The sequence below is a fragment of the Pelolinea submarina genome, assembly GCF_003966975.1.
Lineage (GTDB): Bacteria > Chloroflexota > Anaerolineae > Anaerolineales > Anaerolineaceae > Pelolinea > Pelolinea submarina.
The window spans coordinates 1,166,388-1,182,702 of the sequence record NZ_AP018437.1; the positions used below are offsets into that span (position 1 = coordinate 1,166,388).

Genomic DNA, 16,315 nt, shown 5'->3' on the forward strand with positions numbered 1-16,315 from the left:
GAAAAACACCAATAAAAGCCCGTCAGAGGTCAAATCCCTTGACGGGCCTTGTTGAATAGGTGTAAACTCAATTAAGAAAGAGAGAACAATGAGCGAAGAAATTTCATTAGATTTAGATCCTGACCCTAGACGCAGCTCGGCTCTTTATCCTGTTGAACATTTTTCACCGGGAGGTGAATCGGTTTAAACCGCACCTTGATTTAATTTGAGGTGGTCTCGCCCTCGGTACCGTTCAACGGAGGAAGCCGAGGGTTTTTGCTTTCCATGGGCTCGAATCAAACGAGAAATGGAGGTAAACATGTTAACGATTTTAAAGACCACTGAAAATGCGTTGGTTAGTATCCCGCAGGTTGCTGACGGCGCTTGGGTGCATGTGGTGAATCCCACTCCTGAAGAAATTGAACAGACTTACGGTCTGGGCATTCCTCGGGATTTCATCACCTATCCCCTCGACCTTGACGAACGGCCGCGCACCGAGAAAGAAGCCGGTGCCACGCTGTTATTGCTGCGCACCCCTTATTACCAGGGAGAAACGCAGGATATTCCCTATACAACGATTCCTCTGGGGATTATTTTGTGCAATGATTTCATTATTACCATCAGCAAGTACAAAATACCACTGCTGGATTCAATTGCCAAAAAAGGGCGCTATTTTTCCACCAATAAACGGAACCAATTCATCCTCAATATCCTGTTGGCTATTGCCAATGAATACCTGGCGGCAGTGCGCGCAATCAACAAGAAAGTTGACCTGATTGAAGATGAATTGCAGAAATCCATCCGAAATAAAGAGGTGTTGGAGCTTCTCAAATATCAGAAGAGCCTGGAACTTCTGTCTACCGCTTTGAAGTCCAATGAGCTGGTATTTGAGAAACTGCAACGCATCCGTTCCTTCAAAGAATTTCCAGATGATTCCGATCTATTGGAAGATGTCATCACCGAAAACCAGCAGGCTATTGAAATGACCAATATTGCCAGCAACCTGCTCAGCCAGATGATGGATGCTTTTGCTTCCATCATCTCCAACAATCAGAACCAGGTGATTAAATTGCTGACATCGGTGACCATTGTGCTGAATTTGCCTACGTTGATTTCCAGCTTTTTTGGCATGAACGTCTCGCTACCGCTATCCAATTCGCCGCATGCCTTTGCCTGGATCTCGCTGGTTTCTGTGGCAGTGATGAGTTCGGCTGTACTTATTTTCAAACGACGAGACTGGTTTTAGAAAGGGGATTGCGTATCGATGACGGTATATGAAATTGATGTAGATACCCTGCTGGTGCAGGTAAAGGACTTATTGGAACACGGCGATCCTAAAAGCGCGGCTATTTTGTTGGAAGGGCTGCGGCCGGCAGATCAGGCCGGTGTTTTTGACGATCTAAATCCGGAAGAGCAGGACGCCATCCTGCCAAAGCTGAACCCTGAGGACTCGGCGGATATCCTGGAGGAGCTGGAAGAAGAGGACGCCGTGGTTGTAGCCGACCGCTTGCGGGCGGATAAATTAGCCACAATTATGGACCACATGGAGCCGGATGAAGCGGCCGACTTGCTGGGCGATATAGAACCCGAAAAGGCGTCGCGCGTGCTGGATGCCATGTTGGATGCCACAGAGGTCGAACCCCTGTTAAAACACCAGGACCAAACTGCCGGCGGTTTGATGACCTCGGCTTCCATTGTGCTGAAAGCCGGTATGTCCGTAAAAACAGCCATCTCGTATTTACGGAAGCTGACACCGGAAGATGAAGATATCTATTACTTGTTTGTCACCGATCGCGCGGACAAATTAGTAGGTGTAGTCAACTTGCGTTCGCTGGTTACCCAACCGGCTACTGCCAAAATTTCCGACATTATGAACACGGATGTGCTTTCCGTGCAGGCCGATGCCGACCAGGAAGAAGCGGCGAAATTGATGAAGCGTTACGACTTGCTGGCACTGCCGGTAGTTGATAACAACCAACGTTTGCTGGGTGTGATCACGTATGATGATTCTTTCGACATTATGGAAGACGAAGCTACCGAAGACATCTATCGGTTGGCCGGTATTCCTGAAGAAACGCCCAGCGACCTGCCGCTGGGGGAAGCTGTAAAAAAACGTCTGCCCTGGCTGGTGGTCAATCTATTTATGGCATTAATATCCGCTTCGGTATTGAGCTTGTTTGAGTCAACCATCTCACAGATGGCTGCACTGGCGGCTTTCTTCCCGATTGTGGCCGGCGTGAGCGGCAGCGCCGGCACGCAGACATTGACGGTCACGGTGCGCAGCATCGCTTTGGGCGAGATCGAACCAAAGAATGCCATAAAGGTGATTGCCAATCAATTCCTGCTTAGTCTGGTCAATGGTATTGCGGTTGGTTTGATCATCGCGTTAATCGCGGTGGTTTGGAAGCAATCCCTGATGCTGGGGATGATCGCCGGTATCGCAACGCTGGTCAATATCATCAGCACAGCTTTCACCGGTGTGGTCATTCCCCTGGCAATTCAAAAGTTCAAATCTGATCCGGCGCTGGCTTCTCCGATTATCGTGACCGCGCTTACAGACGCTCTGGGGTATCTGGTCTATTTAGGTCTTGCTTCCGCTTTGCTCGCCTGGTTGATCTAGAAGAGTCCTTCTCTTTTGTTGAGGTTGGTTTGCTAGCTAGCGGAAGTCGAATAAAGAAGACCGTTTTTTCTTTATCCGGCAAGAATCCAATAATGCCGTTGTGTTTTTCCACGATAGCTTTAGATATTGCCAATCCTAATCCGGCACCCGGATAATTTTGGGTGTTCTTTCCACGATGGAAGCGGTTGAACAAGCCTTCCCGGTCTTCATTGAGAATGCCAATACCATCGTCTTCAACCAGGATCAGGGCGGAATCGGATTCGGCATACAATTTTATATTGACGATGCCTCCGGGCGGGGTGAATTTTACAGCGTTAGCGAGCAGGTTGCCGACCGCGCGACGCAGATTCTCGTCATCGCCATTGATCAGGATCGGTTCCTGCTGCAGCTGTGAGTTGAATTCCACTTTTGCCTGTTCCGCTGCCGATGCGTAGATTTCACTGATCTCATTAAGCAGGTGGGTCAGGTCGATTTCTTTAAATTTAGTTTTTCCATTCTTGGATTCCAGTTTGGAGAGATTCAGCAGGTCCCTGGAAAGGCTGTCCAGACGGTCAATCTGCTCCAGCGAGCGGTGGATTATGGGTTTGGCTTTCTTTAAGGATGTTTCGGTTAATGCCAGGGTTAAATCTGCCCGCAGCGAGGTCAATGGTGTGCGAATCTCGTGAGCCGCGTCCGAAACGAATTGGCGCATTGTTTCTATGCTGTGTTGGATGTGCGCGGCCATCTGGTTGAAGGTGTCTGATAATGAAGCCAGTTCGTCAGGTTTGTAAATAGGTGAACGGATCTCGAAATTGCCGTCTTTCATTTCAGAAGCGACACTTTCCAAATTTACCAGTGGTTTGGTTAGGTTACGGCTGACGATATAACCGATGATGGTGGAGATCACCACACCAATCAGACTGGCGATTCCCCAGCCGCGAACAACGTCGGTAATGATGCGCTGGCTGTATCGTGGGCTTTCCGATAACTCGACGTATCCCAGGATATTATGATCCAGATCATAAAAGGGTGCATTTACTACTTTTGAAGAACGGTTTTTATATACTGAAGTGTCAACTTGCATGAGGATAAAGCCGAATATGTCCGGGTTTGCCTGAAAGGAATATGCGGGTGGTGGGTCATCATTGTTCGTTGGACCGTCTTCTTGGGAAGGTTCCAGGGAAAAAGAGGATGCATTCGTTGAGTTTTCAGTTCCGGGGATCTCTTCTGCAGTAGACACTTCACTGGGCATACTACTGGGATCGATGCTATGTGTTATATCAGGCGTGGATTGGGATTGTTGATTGGAGAATTGCGATCTGGGAACTGTGATATTCCAGCTTTGCGATGGTGAACCGGAATCAGCTACGGCATAACCGGTCACATCGAGAATTCGCACTCTTGATTGGATCAAGAACGCGGTTATTCTGGCCTGGTTTTGGAATACATCCTGATAGTCCAGCAGCGAGTCCCCCAAACTGATCTCGGATTTTTGGACAATTCTCGAAATGCTGTTTGCGGTACCAAATAAGTTATCATTCAAGTATCGGTTTTCAAGGTTGTTGTAATATTTCCATATCGTCAGGGCCATGACAATCCCGATTAATGTGGTTGTCAACAAGGACAGAATCCCAAATGATAATGGCAGTTGTGTCTGCAGAGACCTAAATAATCTGTGTTTTTTCATAAGTATCTTTAGTTTATTTTAATGCAATTAGCGGCGGCACTGATTGGACTTCCAAAACGGATTAAAAGCTAATAGGCAGATAATGATGGATGAAAAAACGTTGATGAAAACCGATATATACTGTGGAAATGATGGAGCTTTTCCCTCTACTAACCATCTTCCGGGCCGGTTTATTAAATAATCGACTGTAAACTTAAACGATCGATGTTTTATTCCACAGTGTGGTGAATTACTGTCTCTTAATGTTAGTCGGGGTTAGCCGATAGACGGTAACCGATGCCGGGTACAGTCAAGATTAGTTTGGGATGGGCGGGATCGTACTCGAGTTTTTCGCGTAAGCGCCGAATATAGACCGTGATGGTTTGGCTGTCATTAATCTCCTCGGTCTCGTACCCGCGAATGCTGCTGACCAGTTGTGAGCGGCTGAGTACCTGGCCAGGGTGTTTGGCCATATGCACAAACAAACGGTATTCAGTAGGGGTCAGGCTGATTACGTTTTCATTGCGAGTTACCGTGGCCCGTAAAATATCAATGGTCAGGTCGCCAATGAAAATCAATTTGGATTCGGTGGAAGAAAATTCGCCGTACGCACGGCGCAGTAAAGCACGGATGCGGGCATTCAACTCGTTGGGGTTGTAGGGTTTGGTCATGTAATCATCCGCACCGATTTCCAGGCCCAGAACTTTGTCAATGGCTTCATCGCGAACGGTTAAGATCAGGATGGGTTGGTGCAAACCGGACTGGCGAATCTGCCGGCAGAAGTCGAAACCGGAACCGTCTGGCAGACGAATATCCAGGATGATTAAATGCGGCTGCGTTTTTTGCGCGGCTTCAATTCCTTTTATGCCTGAATTGCAGATTTGGATGGAATAACCTTCCCGCACCAGGCCGTCGTTCAGGCTGCGAGCTACGGCTGCGTCATCTTCAATGATTAAAATACGAGGATTTTGAATTTGTAAAGTCATTTCTTTATTCCCGGCTTTCTTTGGTTGAAAACATTATATCTACCAAAATGTAAATCTATATTTCAACCTTTGATTAATAAATTAATTATCTGTTAATCCCCTCCGGTAAACAAAACAGACGTTGATCGTGCAACAATAACGGAAATTATTCTCCTACAAATTAATTGTTTTCATTCTAAACCGAAAATGACATTAAATTGATTTCAGTATGTAAACAACTTGTAAAATATATTAATGAGATTTGGCAGGAAGGGCCGGATTTTAGAATAGAAAGGTTATAAAAAAAGCCTCCCGATTATTGCGGGAGGCTTTTTCCATTATTCAACCGGTAATTCACTGGTTACAAAATCTTCCACCATGGAGATGATGTTGATGAACCCATCTACATTCCAGGCAGCCCGTCCAATGAATAAGCCATCGATATGTTCTTGGCTAATCAGGGGCAGGGCGTTCTGCGGATTGACACTGCCGCCGTACAGCACGGGAATATCGGCTGCCTGTTTACCGAAGATTTCCGTCAGGACTTTTTTGATATGCGCGTGCACCTGGTCGGCGTATTCGGGCGAAGCGGGGGAACCGGATTCGCCAATGGCCCACACCGGTTCGTAAGCTACCAGAATATTCTCCGCCTGCGTTGGACTGACCTGATGGAAAGCGATTTTTAGCTGGCTGGTCAATTTCTCGATAGTCAGGCCCATTTCTTTATCCTGGGCGGTTTCACCAATGCAAACAAGCGGACGCAGGCCGTTTTGCAATACAGCTTTGACCTTGGCGTTGACCATCATATCTGTCTCGGCAAACATGGCGCGCCTTTCGGAATGGCCGATCTCGACCATGCTGGCCCCGGCGTCTTTGATCATCAGTGGGGAAATTTCGCCGGTGGCCGCGCCGCGGTCGAGCCAATGCACATTCTGTGAGGCTACTGTGATTTGGGAATCTTTCAACTTCTCGGTGACAGCGTATAGAACCGTGAAAGGTACGCAGATAAAAATGTTGCTGCTGGGATGCCGCTGGTTGCAGTAATCCTTGATTTTGTCGGTGTAAAGCATGGCATCACTCATCAAGTGATTCATCTTCCAGCCGGTTCCAATCCATAAATTCTTCATTAAGACACCTATCTAACCAATAAAATTTGTTGTTGCGGTCGAGATTGAAAGTTTATTTCCGATAAGTCTCGTCAATGGCGTTGATCTTGTCCACTTTGCGAGTCGAACGTCCGCCGGCAAATTCACATTTCAACCAAATGCCTACCAGATATTTAGCCGTCTCCGGGCCCATGGTCAAAGAGCCCAATGTCATGATCTGCGCGTTATTGCTCTTGCGGGCACGTTCGGCAGAATAAGGATCGCAGACCTGCGCGGCGCGAATACCGGGGAATTTATTGGCGGCGATAGCCATACCGATACCCGTCCCGCAAATCAAAATACCGCGGTCGCATTCACCGCTCATGATGGATTTAGCTACCCGTTCGGCAATATCGGGGTAGTCTATGTTCTCATTTTCTTCGACCCCGCAGTCTTTGACGAGTTCTATTTCCACGTCGCTTTGTTCTTCCAAAAAAGCTTTGATGATTTCTTTCAGTTTATAGGCCAGCTCGTCGCAGCCAATCGCAATCTTCATAGTCTTCTCCTTACCAATAAATATGTATTTGGAAACATCTCACTAAAGTGAGGAAATGTACTCTTTCAATGCTTCAAAGATGAGCGTGATGGAAATAGCGCCGGGATCGGCGTGTCCCAGGGTGCGCTCACCCAGCGTTTTTGCTTTGCCGATTTTCGCTGTGAAGGTTTTGGTCTTTTCCATGCCCTCATGGGAAGCCGCAGCTACCAATCCGGCTAATTCTTCCAGCGAGCTGCCGCTGTACTGGTTGGCAGCGTCCACTGCCGGTTCCAGGGCATCCACCATGGTCTTATCGCCGATGCTGGCATTGCCGCGTTTTTTAACCATGGCCAAACCAGCTTCCAGCGCTTTCTGGTAGCCCGCGGCGTTTAAAATTTCCGCACCTTGCAGTGCTTTGCCGGCGCCCATGAAAAACGAACCGAAGATGGCGCCGGAAGCGCCGCCAATGGAAGCCAGCAGGCTGGTACCGGTGTTGAAAAAGACATCTTCCACGTTATTCAAAGTCTTGGCTTCCAGCATGTTATTTACGGCTTCGAAGCCGCGCGCCATACCGATGCCGTGGTCGCCGTCGCCAATGGCCTGATCGGCTTGCGTCAGCATGTCCTTGCTGTCCACCATGCGGTTGGCGATGAAGTGAAAGGCGTCTTTCACCTGGGAGAGAGATATTGAATCGATGGTCATTATGGTCTACCTTTTGGTGAAGGCGAAAGATTCCGCCGGCATGTCGTAGTATTTTTTCAATTCATCATCCAGCTTCAACAGTGAAATGGAAAAACCGGCCATTTCCTGTGATGTGCAGTAAGAGCCCATCATGGTATCGTGCACGTTAATCTTGGCTTCTGCCAGAATTTCACGTACCTTGCGGTTGACGATCAGCAGCTCCATCATGGTGGTGGCGCCCAGGTTGTTGATCAGCAGGCAGACTTCGTCCCCGGCTTTAAAGGGCAGATCTTTGAGGATCAGATCGGTCATGCGGCTGACCAGTTCGTCCGCAGGCATCAGCTTTTCGCGTGATACACCGGCTTCGCCGTGCAGGCCCATGCCGATCTCGATCTCGCCCTCGCCAATCTCAAAGGTGGGTTGGCCGGTTTCGGGGATGGACCCGGGGGAAATGGCGACGCCCATGGAGCGCGTGAAATCGCGCGCCTTGGCGGTTACGCGGAAAACCTCATCCAGCGAATCCAGCTCCGCAGCGGCGGCGCCGGCTACTTTGATGACAAACAGATCGCCCGCGATACCGCGGCGGTCGTCGATCCGTTCAAGCGGAGCGGAGGCGACGTCGTCGTAGATTCGCACGGTTTTAGTGGAAATGCCTTCCAGTTCGGCTAATTCTGCCGCAATGTCAAAGTTCATATTATCGCCGGCGTAATTACCGTATAGATAGAGGACGCCTTTGCCGTGGTCGAGCGCTTTGGTAGCGGCCAAAATCTGGTCGGGAGCGGGCGCGGCAAAAACGTTGCCGCTGACGGCACCGTCTGCCAGATGATCGCCAACGAACCCGGCGAAAAGCGGCTCATGACCGCTGCCGCCGCCCACCAACAGGCCTACTTTACCGGCGGGGATGGAGGGACGTACAACCGCGTTGGCATCTTCAACCTTTACTATTTTGCCGTGGTTGGCCAACAGCAGACCTTCCATGGTTTCTTTCACAACATCTTTGGGATTATTGATTATCTTTTTGACCATTGGCATTTACCTCTATTATTATTAATATTTTTAATGCATGAATTAAATCATGCAATTATCACTTTGGGGCCCCGTTCCTCGATTTGTTCTACCAGATCTTTGGATACGCCTGAATCAGTCACCAGAATATCAATGGCGTCAATCGGCGCGACCGGCATCAGACAGATACGGTTAAACTTGGAGTGGTCGCTGACAATGATCAGCTGTTCGCTGACTTCTATCATTTTTCGTTTAACAGAGGAAACAGCCGGAACGGAGGGGTTGGCGGCAGTCAGCCCTTTCTCCAGGGAGATTCCGTCAATACCGATGATGGTCTTTTGTGGATGGAATTGGGTGACAAATTCATCTGTCATATAGCCCACAAAGACACCGTGGTCTTTTTGGGCTAATCCGCCCAAGGCGTAGAAATTAATGTTGGGATTATAAAGAAATTCGGGGATGAGAATGATTGAATTGGTAATGATGGTCAGGTTTTTTTTATCCGCTAGATATTTGGCAACAGCTTTGGTGGTGCTGCCGCCATCCATCATAATCGTATCGCCGTCCTCAACCAGTGAAGCGGTTTTTCGTCCAATCGCTTCTTTTTCCAGTTGAAAATGGGTCATACGCTCGTTAATGCTATCCAGATTGATGACAATATCATTGTTGGGAATTTCATCGCGCAGGATAGCGCCCCCGTGGGTGCGCTGGATCAGGTTGCGGGTTTCCAGTTCAGCCAGGTCCAAACGGACGCTGGATTCGCTGATATTGAACTCCTCAGCCAGATCAACGACAAAGACTTTTTGTCTTTCCTGGATAGCGTGGTAGATCATAGCCAGGCGTTCTTCTCTAAATATTTTTTTCGGTTCACTCATATTCAAAATCCTTGTCGGGGACTGCGTTTAATTTATTGTATTTGATAATTATAAATACATCCGGATTGATTGCAGTACCCCAAAATACCAATAAAAGATGTTAAATGAAACAAAACGACAGTAGATTGATGCTTGAATTATACCATATAACAGGTAATGAGAACAATAAAGTGCTTATATATTGACAAATGTTCTCATTTGCTGTAATATGGTATTAGCTTAACTAAAATATTCAAGGAGATCACTTTAATGTCTCAAATAGGCAAACAATTACGGTTAAATAGAATGTTGAATCCCAAAAGCAAAAATGCCATTGTGGTTGCGATGGATCATGCGGCAGTATTGGGCCCGATCCCCGGTATCGTCAATCCGGTTGAAACAGTGAAAATGTTGGCCGCGCACAAGCCGGAAACTTTTTTCATGCCCAATGGCGTTGTCAAACAGGTGTACCCCAGCTTCATCGAGAATGATATCCCGTTCATGGTATCCATCGATACTTGTGTCGAAATGGGCCCTGAACCGAATTACTTCATGCTCTCCGATTCCGTGATGCATGCGGTGCAGTTGGGTGCTTCCGGCGTTTCCATGCACGTATTGGTGGGCGCTGAAAAAACCAGCGATATGTTGAAAGGCCTGGCTAAAGTCGCGGAAGATTGCGATAATCTGGGCATGCCCCTTATGGCGATTATGTATCCCTGTGGATTTGACAATATTAAAGACGTCAAGCATGTAAAATGGGCAGCCCGTATCGGCGCTGAACTGGGCGCGGATATTGTCAAGACTTATTACACCGGTTCAAAGGAAACCTTCCAGGAAGTGGTGGAAGCTTGCCCGATTCCGGTCATGTTGTCCGGCGGCAGTCTGACCGACGAACCCAAAGAATTCCTGACTGTGTTAAAGAATGTAGTGGACGCCGGCGGCCGCGGATGTGCTGTGGGCCGCAACCTCTGGCAGTATAAAGATCCGATAGCCATGCTGGAAGCTATGAAGTTGATTATGCACGAAAATGCTTCGGTTGATGAAGCTCTGAAAGTTCTGTAAAATTTACTAATAAAAATTATGGTAAATCAATTTGTGATTTCTCAGGTAATCCGATCCGACACTGTGGATCTCAACCTGACCGGGATCAAAAGCAAGGAACAATTGCTGGATACGATGATTTCAATGTTCCTGAAGGCTGGCGTGATTGAATCCAGAGAAAAATTTCTGGAGGCAATCTACGAACGTGAAGCGTTGGGCCCGACCTACATGGATAATTGCATCGCGATCCCGCACGGAAAAAGTATGACCGTCAAGACCCCCTGTGTTGCATTTGCTCGCTGCAACGAGGGGGTTTTCTATAACACCCAGTTGGGTGGCGGCATTGTCAAGCTTATTTTTATGCTGGCCATTCCCGGCGAGATGAGTGGAGAGGAATACATCCGGGTTCTTTCGCGATTAGCGCGGTTACTGATCTACGAAGATTTCATTGCCGCTCTCTACAAAGCAGAAACCTACGATGATGTCATCGCAGCTATCAAAGAAGGTGAAAAAAATTTATCCTGACCGTCCTCAGGATTTATAAAAAATTTTTAAGGAGCCAATCTTATGAAAATCGTAGCTGTTACATCTTGCGCAACCGGTATCGCCCATTCTTATATGGCTGCTGAAGCATTGACCAAAGCAGTTAAAGGAACCGAAGACGAGATCAAGGTAGAGATACAAGGCGCCATGGGTATCGAGAATCGCCTTTCCAAACAGGAAATCGCCGATGCGGACCTGGTGATTTGGGCAGTGGATGTCGGTGTGCGGGACAAAGATCGTTTTGAGGGAAAGAATGTTATTCAATTTGGACCCTACGAAACTATCTGGGACGCGAAAAAGACGATTATTGAGGCCAAGGAAAAAGCAGGCCTTTAAATATTTGGTTCTACATTTTGGACGTGGATTCAATTGAAAGGAGGTAGTGCGTATCAGAAAACGATCAACAGATGTTAACGGTAGTTTTAATCAATTATTAAAAGGAGAAGTTTAATGGCTAATAAAGAGTCTTTTTTTGGCGATATTAGAAAACACCTGATGACCGGTGTTTCCTACATGATCCCATTTGTGGTTGCCGGCGGTATCTTAATCGCGCTTGGTTTTGCGATGGGCGGCATTTATGTTTTCAATACTCCCGGTTTCCCCGCCGATGTGTTTGCCTGGGGTAAAGTTGCCATCAATTTGATGGTACCCGCACTGGCCGGCTATATTGCCTATTCCATTGCGGATCGCCCCGGTATCGCGGTTGGTTTTGTTGCCGGTATGATGGCCTCAAACCAGGGCTCGGGCTTCCTAGGTGGCATGCTTGGCGGTCTGTTGGCGGGTTATGTAGTCAAAGCCATCAAGCAGCTGAAAGTGCCTTCGATGCTGAAATCCCTTATGCCGGTGTTGATCATCCCCCTGTTGGGTGTGTTCATCGTAGGTTTGGGAATGACCTACGTTTTAGGCGGACCGGTAACCTGGTTGAACCAGGTGGTTGCCCAGGCGTTGGATAGCCTGAGCGGCGGCGGCAAGATCGTTCTGGGTTTGGTCCAGGGCGCTATGCTGGCCTTCGATATGGGCGGCCCTGTCAACAAAGCAGCTTACGCGTTCGCGCTGGCTTCCGCCGAATTGGATAACTGGGGTCCCATGGCCGCGAACTTCATCGCTTCCATGAGCCCGCCGGCCGGTATCGCTTTGGCGCTGTACCTCTTCAAAGATCGCTGGACTTCAGTTGAGCGTGAGGGCATCAGCGGTTGTATCGTTGGCGGTTTGGCGATGATCACTGAATTTGCCATTCCCTACGCTGCTGCGGATCCTCTGCATGTATTGCCTGCGACTATGGTCGGTTCAGCGGTTGGAGCTGCGTTATCCTACGTGTTTGATCTGTCGCTGACAGCTCCCCACGGCGGTCTGTTCGTTATTCCTTTGGCGAACAAACCTCTCATGATGCTGCTGGTTTTCGCCATTGCCATTGTGGTAACTGCAGGAATGCTGTTCATTCTCAAACCCAAAGTCACAGAATCAGAGGAAGAAGCCCTCTCCATGTAAGTATGGGCAAGTTAGACCATTAGGAATCCACGTAGATTAATAACATTAGGGCTAATTGCAAAGAGGTGTGCGTTACCGCGAATACGATCCGTACGAACATCCTGGCAATTAGCCCTCCTTTATTTTATATGAAATTGATGATTTATGGAAATGACAATCAGGAGTATTAAAAATGACAAAAATTAGTGATGTAATGGGCAAGCTGCCTTTCCCTCCGGGGCAGTTGCAGCCCAAGCATATCCGTAAAGAAGAATATATCGACAGCATTTATCCCCCCGCATCCCCCGAACTCAGTGATCTGACTCGCTTTATCGTCAGCACCGATAAAATGTTTGTCGGCACCTATCAATTGGGCCCCGGCGGTTCTTTTAACCCGCCCGACCTGCACCCCGGCGACGAGACTTACTACATCCTCAACGGCACCCTGACCCAGCAAAATGCCATAAACGGCCAGGTCATCCGGGCTTACGAGGGCGAATCCATTTGGATGCCCCGCGAAGCCTGGCACAAAGCCTTCAATTTTGAAGATGAAATCCTGCGTATTCTATTTTTCATTGCGCCCAAAGCCTGGGATGAGAAAATTCCGCCGGACGATTACCCGCATGGCGACGATATCAAAGCTTACAAGGGCAAGAATAACGCCAAATATCCGGTTCTGTCTTCGTTGGATAAACCCTATAAAGTCGGTACGACCGACGATATTGGCCGTTGGCCGGTACCCGGGCCCGAAGGCCGCAAAGATCCCATGCTGTTCTATCGCATTCGTGAAGAAGACAAGCTCTTGAATATCTATGGTCATGACGATACTTTACTGGTGAAATTCTTTGTCTCCAATGACCTGATGCACATGGGCGAATTCATCCTGCCTGCCGGCGGCAAAGGCCCGCGCCTTTCACCGGTGGACTGCCATAAAGGCGATTGCGCGCTGTTCGTAGTAGATGGACCGGTAACCGTCTATCTGCCCGAAACCGAAGAGGCCTTTATCGTGAATGTGGAAGATACCATGTTCATTCCTGAAGGTGTTCCTTATCGGTTGATGAATTTCACAGCTAAACCGGTGAAGGCTGTTTTCATGATTGCACCGGAGCTTTAAGCTCCTTTCAAACGGATAAAACCGGTTCAAATATAGGTGAAAAAGGCAGAAGGGGATTGCTGTTTAGCGGTATGGAGAAGTGTCCTTTCTGCCTTTTTCCTGTAAGTAGAGTACTGTTAAAATAAACCTGATCGGAAATAGAGAATATGAAAAGTGACGTGCAGGGTACTAAAGTTCAATGTCCATTCGATGGTAAGCTGGAGATGCCGGGCCGCTGCATTGCGTGCGGTCAACCCACCCGGGGCAAGAAATGGCAGATAACCACGACCAATTTTCTCAGGAATCACAAATATATTTTCAAATTTCCGATTTGCGATGATTGCGCCGAAGCGCAGGCCAGGTATGTCAATGTAAAGCCGATCAATATCATCAGCGTAATTATCGTTCTCCTTACAATTGTCTCATTCCTGCAACCTTCCGTGGACCTTTCTCCAGTCTTATATAACTTGGGCGGCGCGATATGGCTGAGCATCGTCATCGCTTATACGCTTTGGATGAATATGAAAGCCTGGCGGGAAAATACCGCGGAGGTAGCGGAACGAAATTCCGTTCTGAAGAGTGCCGTACGTTTTGAAAAAGTTGAAATGCCCCGCAAGAAACAAAAGGGCCAGGCTATTATTTGGTTTACCAGCAGCCAATTCGCGCGAGATTTCATTCGATTAAATAAAGGACAAGTGCTATAAATAAATATGTAATTTAATTTTTATTTAGTAAGAAAAGTGTTCAAGTCGCAATGGGGGAGTTGACTATTAATGGTGGGCAATGTGATTTGTGTTTACCAAATTGATGAGCTCTGTATTTGATTGAAGTTATCCATTGTTTATATAGTGTCAGTAATAAAGAAATATATTTGGCGGATTAATAATATTTTTTTACTGTTTACTGCTGCAAAATAAAATAACCAGGGATGATTTTATTAACAATTTATTTGAATATGATACAATGTAGTAACAACATTACGTTATAACGAATATTGATGGATTTGTGCCAATTATGCAATTATTTTATAAAAATATGGAGAAAATGTACGCGGTTTGTATTCTCTTTTCAATCCGAGACAAATTCCCTTATTAAGGATTAATTTAATTTCAATTTGAAAGAAAAGGAGGTCAGAGGAAATAAAAAAAATAAATCATTTGTTTTCACAGAAATAAAAAATTTATAAAGGAGTGAATTATGTCACCAATACTAACTGCATTAGTATTAGCAATTTGGGCCTACATATGTGTTTATGATATGTTGGCTCCTATGTTCATTCTGGCCAACCGTCCTTTGATTGCCGGCTTTGTAACCGGTTTAATCGTTGGCGATGTCCAGACCGGTATGCTAATCGGCGGTACCCTGGAGTTGATGTCATTAGGTGTTTATACCTATGGCGGCGCCACGGTTCCCGATTACACCGTAGGTGCCATCCTGGGTACTTATTTCGGTAAAGGCGGCAACTTTGATATCGGTATCGCCCTGGCGGTCCCGGCTGCTTTACTTTTGACCCAGGTGGATATCCTGAACCGTTTCCTGAACTTCGTTTACGTCCACAAAGCGGATAGATTTGCTGAAGAGGGCGACGACAAGGGCTTCGAGCGCATGATGGTTTGGACCAGCCATATCATTTGGGGTCTGTCCCGCGCCATCCCAGTCTTCCTGGCTGTGGCTTTCGGTGAACCGGTCGTGAAAGGTGTCAGTTCGTTCTTTGAGGCCTTCCCCTGGATCAACAAGGGCATCACCGCTGCTGGTGGTTTATTACCGGCCATTGGGTTTGCGATGCTGCTGAAGATCCTGCCGGTGGAAAAATATCCTGCCTTCCTGCTGTTGGGCTTTGTACTCTTTGCGTATCTGAAGATGCCGCTGTTGGGTATTGCCCTGTTCGGTGTGGCGGTCGCTGGAATTTTCCAATACGTCAAATATCAGAAACAGGAGGCATAAGATGGCTACTAAAGCGAAAATCACGCATGCCGATATCATGAAATGCTTCTGGCGCTATATTTTCATGTCGCAGTGCGGCTGGAACTATGAGCGCATGCAGTCCGTTGGCTATTGCTACTCGATGCTGCCTGTCCTGAAGAAGATGCACCCGGATCCAGAAGATTTCAAGGAAGCTTTCATCACCAACTTAAACTTCTTTAACACCAACCCGGTTGTCGGTACCCCCCTGATCATGGGTGCTCATATTGCGTTGGAAGAAGCCGGAGCTTCATACGACACGACCGAGGGTTTGAAAGTCGGTTTGATGGGCCCTCTGGCCGGTGTCGGCGACACCCTGGTTTGGGCGCTGTATAACAGCATTATCTTCTCCATTGCCGCCATCATGGCGTTGAATGGTAATGCGATGGGCCCGATCATGGCGATGGTCCTGGTGTTCTTCCCTTACATGGCCATCCGCTACTGGCAGATCACCTGGGCGTATAAAGAGGGAACCCACTTACTGACTTCAATCGGCAGTGGTGCCATTGGCCGTATCACCGAATTTGCCACCATCGTTGGCTTGATCGTGATCGGCGGTTTTGCTCCCTCCATCGTCAGCCTGACCACGCCATTGGCTTACAGCCAGGGCGCAGTTATCAATGGCGAAACTGTAACCCAAACAGTAACAGTTCAAGCGCAATTAGACGCGATCTTGCCTTACATGCTGCCGGTTTTAGCTACCTTCCTGTGCTACTGGCTGCTGAAGAAGAAGAGCTGGAGCCCCGTCAAAGTTATTTTGATGTTAGTCGTCATCGGTTTCATTGGTGGCGCTTTGGGTATCTTCGGCTAAATTTCAACGAATCAAAAAAAAGCAGGGTA

The 16,315-nt window shown here is 47.7% G+C and carries 17 protein-coding genes; 10 read left to right on the forward strand and 7 right to left on the reverse strand.

Annotated elements, in window-relative coordinates:
• The first annotated feature begins 298 nt into the window (after positions 1–298).
• On the forward strand, positions 299–1,225 hold the full coding sequence (locus tag Pelsub_RS05125) for a magnesium transporter CorA family protein (RefSeq protein WP_116224795.1): 927 nt from the start codon (positions 299–301) through the stop codon (positions 1,223–1,225).
• A gap of 18 nt (positions 1,226–1,243) precedes the next feature.
• Positions 1,244–2,599, forward strand: a complete 1,356-nt coding sequence (gene mgtE / locus Pelsub_RS05130) for a magnesium transporter (protein WP_116224794.1) — start codon at positions 1,244–1,246, stop codon at positions 2,597–2,599.
• Here the strand turns inward: mgtE and Pelsub_RS05135 are convergent.
• The 7 genes from Pelsub_RS05135 to Pelsub_RS05165 form a co-directional block, all read right to left on the reverse strand.
• Positions 2,532–4,196, reverse strand: coding sequence for a HAMP domain-containing sensor histidine kinase (locus Pelsub_RS05135; RefSeq protein WP_158674988.1), 1,665 nt, complete (start codon positions 4,194–4,196; stop codon positions 2,532–2,534). The two genes, mgtE and Pelsub_RS05135, sit on opposite strands and share 68 nt — an antisense overlap.
• Positions 4,197–4,510: 314 nt before the next feature.
• Positions 4,511–5,230 carry a response regulator transcription factor gene (locus tag Pelsub_RS05140; protein WP_116224792.1) on the reverse strand — a complete coding sequence of 240 codons (720 nt, stop codon included), beginning with the start codon at positions 5,228–5,230 and terminating at the stop codon, positions 4,511–4,513.
• Between the two features lie 317 nt (positions 5,231–5,547).
• Complete coding sequence (locus Pelsub_RS05145; RefSeq protein WP_116224791.1) at positions 5,548–6,336, reverse strand: triose-phosphate isomerase; 789 nt, start codon at positions 6,334–6,336, stop codon at positions 5,548–5,550.
• A 52-nt stretch (positions 6,337–6,388) separates the two neighbouring features.
• Positions 6,389–6,850, reverse strand: a complete 462-nt coding sequence (gene rpiB, locus Pelsub_RS05150) for a ribose 5-phosphate isomerase B (protein WP_116224790.1) — start codon at positions 6,848–6,850, stop codon at positions 6,389–6,391.
• Positions 6,851–6,892: 42 nt separating this feature from the next.
• The gene (dhaL, locus tag Pelsub_RS05155; protein WP_116224789.1) at positions 6,893–7,531 is read right to left on the reverse strand and encodes a dihydroxyacetone kinase subunit DhaL; all 639 of its coding nucleotides are present in this window, start codon (positions 7,529–7,531) and stop codon (positions 6,893–6,895) included.
• Positions 7,532–7,537: 6 nt separating this feature from the next.
• Positions 7,538–8,542 carry a dihydroxyacetone kinase subunit DhaK gene (locus Pelsub_RS05160; RefSeq protein ID WP_116224788.1) on the reverse strand — a complete coding sequence of 335 codons (1,005 nt, stop codon included), beginning with the start codon at positions 8,540–8,542 and terminating at the stop codon, positions 7,538–7,540.
• A gap of 41 nt (positions 8,543–8,583) precedes the next feature.
• Positions 8,584–9,390 (reverse strand): DeoR/GlpR family DNA-binding transcription regulator, encoded by an 807-nt coding sequence (locus Pelsub_RS05165; protein ID WP_116224787.1) that lies wholly within the window; start codon positions 9,388–9,390, stop codon positions 8,584–8,586.
• Between the two features lie 249 nt (positions 9,391–9,639).
• Between Pelsub_RS05165 and Pelsub_RS05170 the strand changes: the two genes are divergently transcribed.
• The 8 genes from Pelsub_RS05170 (at position 9,640) to Pelsub_RS05205 (ending at position 16,286) form a co-directional block, all read left to right on the forward strand.
• The gene (locus Pelsub_RS05170; protein WP_116224786.1) at positions 9,640–10,431 is read left to right on the forward strand and encodes a class I fructose-bisphosphate aldolase; all 792 of its coding nucleotides are present in this window, start codon (positions 9,640–9,642) and stop codon (positions 10,429–10,431) included.
• Between the two features lie 18 nt (positions 10,432–10,449).
• Positions 10,450–10,935 carry a PTS sugar transporter subunit IIA gene (locus tag Pelsub_RS05175; protein ID WP_116224785.1) on the forward strand — a complete coding sequence of 162 codons (486 nt, stop codon included), beginning with the start codon at positions 10,450–10,452 and terminating at the stop codon, positions 10,933–10,935.
• Between the two features lie 42 nt (positions 10,936–10,977).
• Positions 10,978–11,289 carry a PTS fructose transporter subunit IIB gene (locus tag Pelsub_RS05180; RefSeq protein WP_116224784.1) on the forward strand — a complete coding sequence of 104 codons (312 nt, stop codon included), beginning with the start codon at positions 10,978–10,980 and terminating at the stop codon, positions 11,287–11,289.
• Between the two features lie 114 nt (positions 11,290–11,403).
• Positions 11,404–12,441: a PTS fructose transporter subunit IIC gene (locus Pelsub_RS05185; RefSeq protein WP_116224783.1), complete on the forward strand. Its 1,038-nt coding sequence runs from the start codon at positions 11,404–11,406 to the stop codon at positions 12,439–12,441.
• 172 nt (positions 12,442–12,613) lie between these two features.
• Positions 12,614–13,534 carry a cupin domain-containing protein gene (locus Pelsub_RS05190; RefSeq protein WP_116224782.1) on the forward strand — a complete coding sequence of 307 codons (921 nt, stop codon included), beginning with the start codon at positions 12,614–12,616 and terminating at the stop codon, positions 13,532–13,534.
• Between the two features lie 146 nt (positions 13,535–13,680).
• Entirely contained in the window at positions 13,681–14,217 is a 537-nt protein-coding gene (locus Pelsub_RS05195; protein ID WP_116224781.1) for a hypothetical protein, read from the forward strand.
• 493 nt (positions 14,218–14,710) lie between these two features.
• Positions 14,711–15,457, forward strand: a complete 747-nt coding sequence (locus tag Pelsub_RS05200) for a PTS mannose/fructose/sorbose/N-acetylgalactosamine transporter subunit IIC (RefSeq protein WP_116224780.1) — start codon at positions 14,711–14,713, stop codon at positions 15,455–15,457.
• Position 15,458: 1 nt separating this feature from the next.
• Positions 15,459–16,286, forward strand: coding sequence for a PTS system mannose/fructose/sorbose family transporter subunit IID (locus tag Pelsub_RS05205; RefSeq protein ID WP_116224779.1), 828 nt, complete (start codon positions 15,459–15,461; stop codon positions 16,284–16,286).
• Positions 16,287–16,315: the final 29 nt, after the last annotated feature.

Bases quoted from the DNA above. Each gene is read 5' to 3' on its own strand.
- Pelsub_RS05125 (WP_116224795.1), top strand. From the start codon at position 299: ATGTTAACGATTTTAAAGACCACTGAAAATGCGTTGGTTAGTATCCCG.
- mgtE (WP_116224794.1), top strand. From the start codon at position 1,244: ATGACGGTATATGAAATTGATGTAGATACCCTGCTGGTGCAGGTAAAG.
- Pelsub_RS05140 (WP_116224792.1), bottom strand. From the start codon at position 5,230: ATGACTTTACAAATTCAAAATCCTCGTATTTTAATCATTGAAGATGAC.
- Pelsub_RS05145 (WP_116224791.1), bottom strand. From the start codon at position 6,336: ATGAAGAATTTATGGATTGGAACCGGCTGGAAGATGAATCACTTGATG.
- rpiB (WP_116224790.1), bottom strand. From the start codon at position 6,850: ATGAAGATTGCGATTGGCTGCGACGAGCTGGCCTATAAACTGAAAGAA.
- dhaL (WP_116224789.1), bottom strand. From the start codon at position 7,531: ATGACCATCGATTCAATATCTCTCTCCCAGGTGAAAGACGCCTTTCAC.
- Pelsub_RS05160 (WP_116224788.1), bottom strand. From the start codon at position 8,542: ATGCCAATGGTCAAAAAGATAATCAATAATCCCAAAGATGTTGTGAAA.
- Pelsub_RS05165 (WP_116224787.1), bottom strand. From the start codon at position 9,390: ATGAGTGAACCGAAAAAAATATTTAGAGAAGAACGCCTGGCTATGATC.
- Pelsub_RS05170 (WP_116224786.1), top strand. From the start codon at position 9,640: ATGTCTCAAATAGGCAAACAATTACGGTTAAATAGAATGTTGAATCCC.
- Pelsub_RS05175 (WP_116224785.1), top strand. From the start codon at position 10,450: ATGGTAAATCAATTTGTGATTTCTCAGGTAATCCGATCCGACACTGTG.
- Pelsub_RS05180 (WP_116224784.1), top strand. From the start codon at position 10,978: ATGAAAATCGTAGCTGTTACATCTTGCGCAACCGGTATCGCCCATTCT.
- Pelsub_RS05185 (WP_116224783.1), top strand. From the start codon at position 11,404: ATGGCTAATAAAGAGTCTTTTTTTGGCGATATTAGAAAACACCTGATG.
- Pelsub_RS05190 (WP_116224782.1), top strand. From the start codon at position 12,614: ATGACAAAAATTAGTGATGTAATGGGCAAGCTGCCTTTCCCTCCGGGG.
- Pelsub_RS05195 (WP_116224781.1), top strand. From the start codon at position 13,681: ATGAAAAGTGACGTGCAGGGTACTAAAGTTCAATGTCCATTCGATGGT.
- Pelsub_RS05200 (WP_116224780.1), top strand. From the start codon at position 14,711: ATGTCACCAATACTAACTGCATTAGTATTAGCAATTTGGGCCTACATA.
- Pelsub_RS05205 (WP_116224779.1), top strand. From the start codon at position 15,459: ATGGCTACTAAAGCGAAAATCACGCATGCCGATATCATGAAATGCTTC.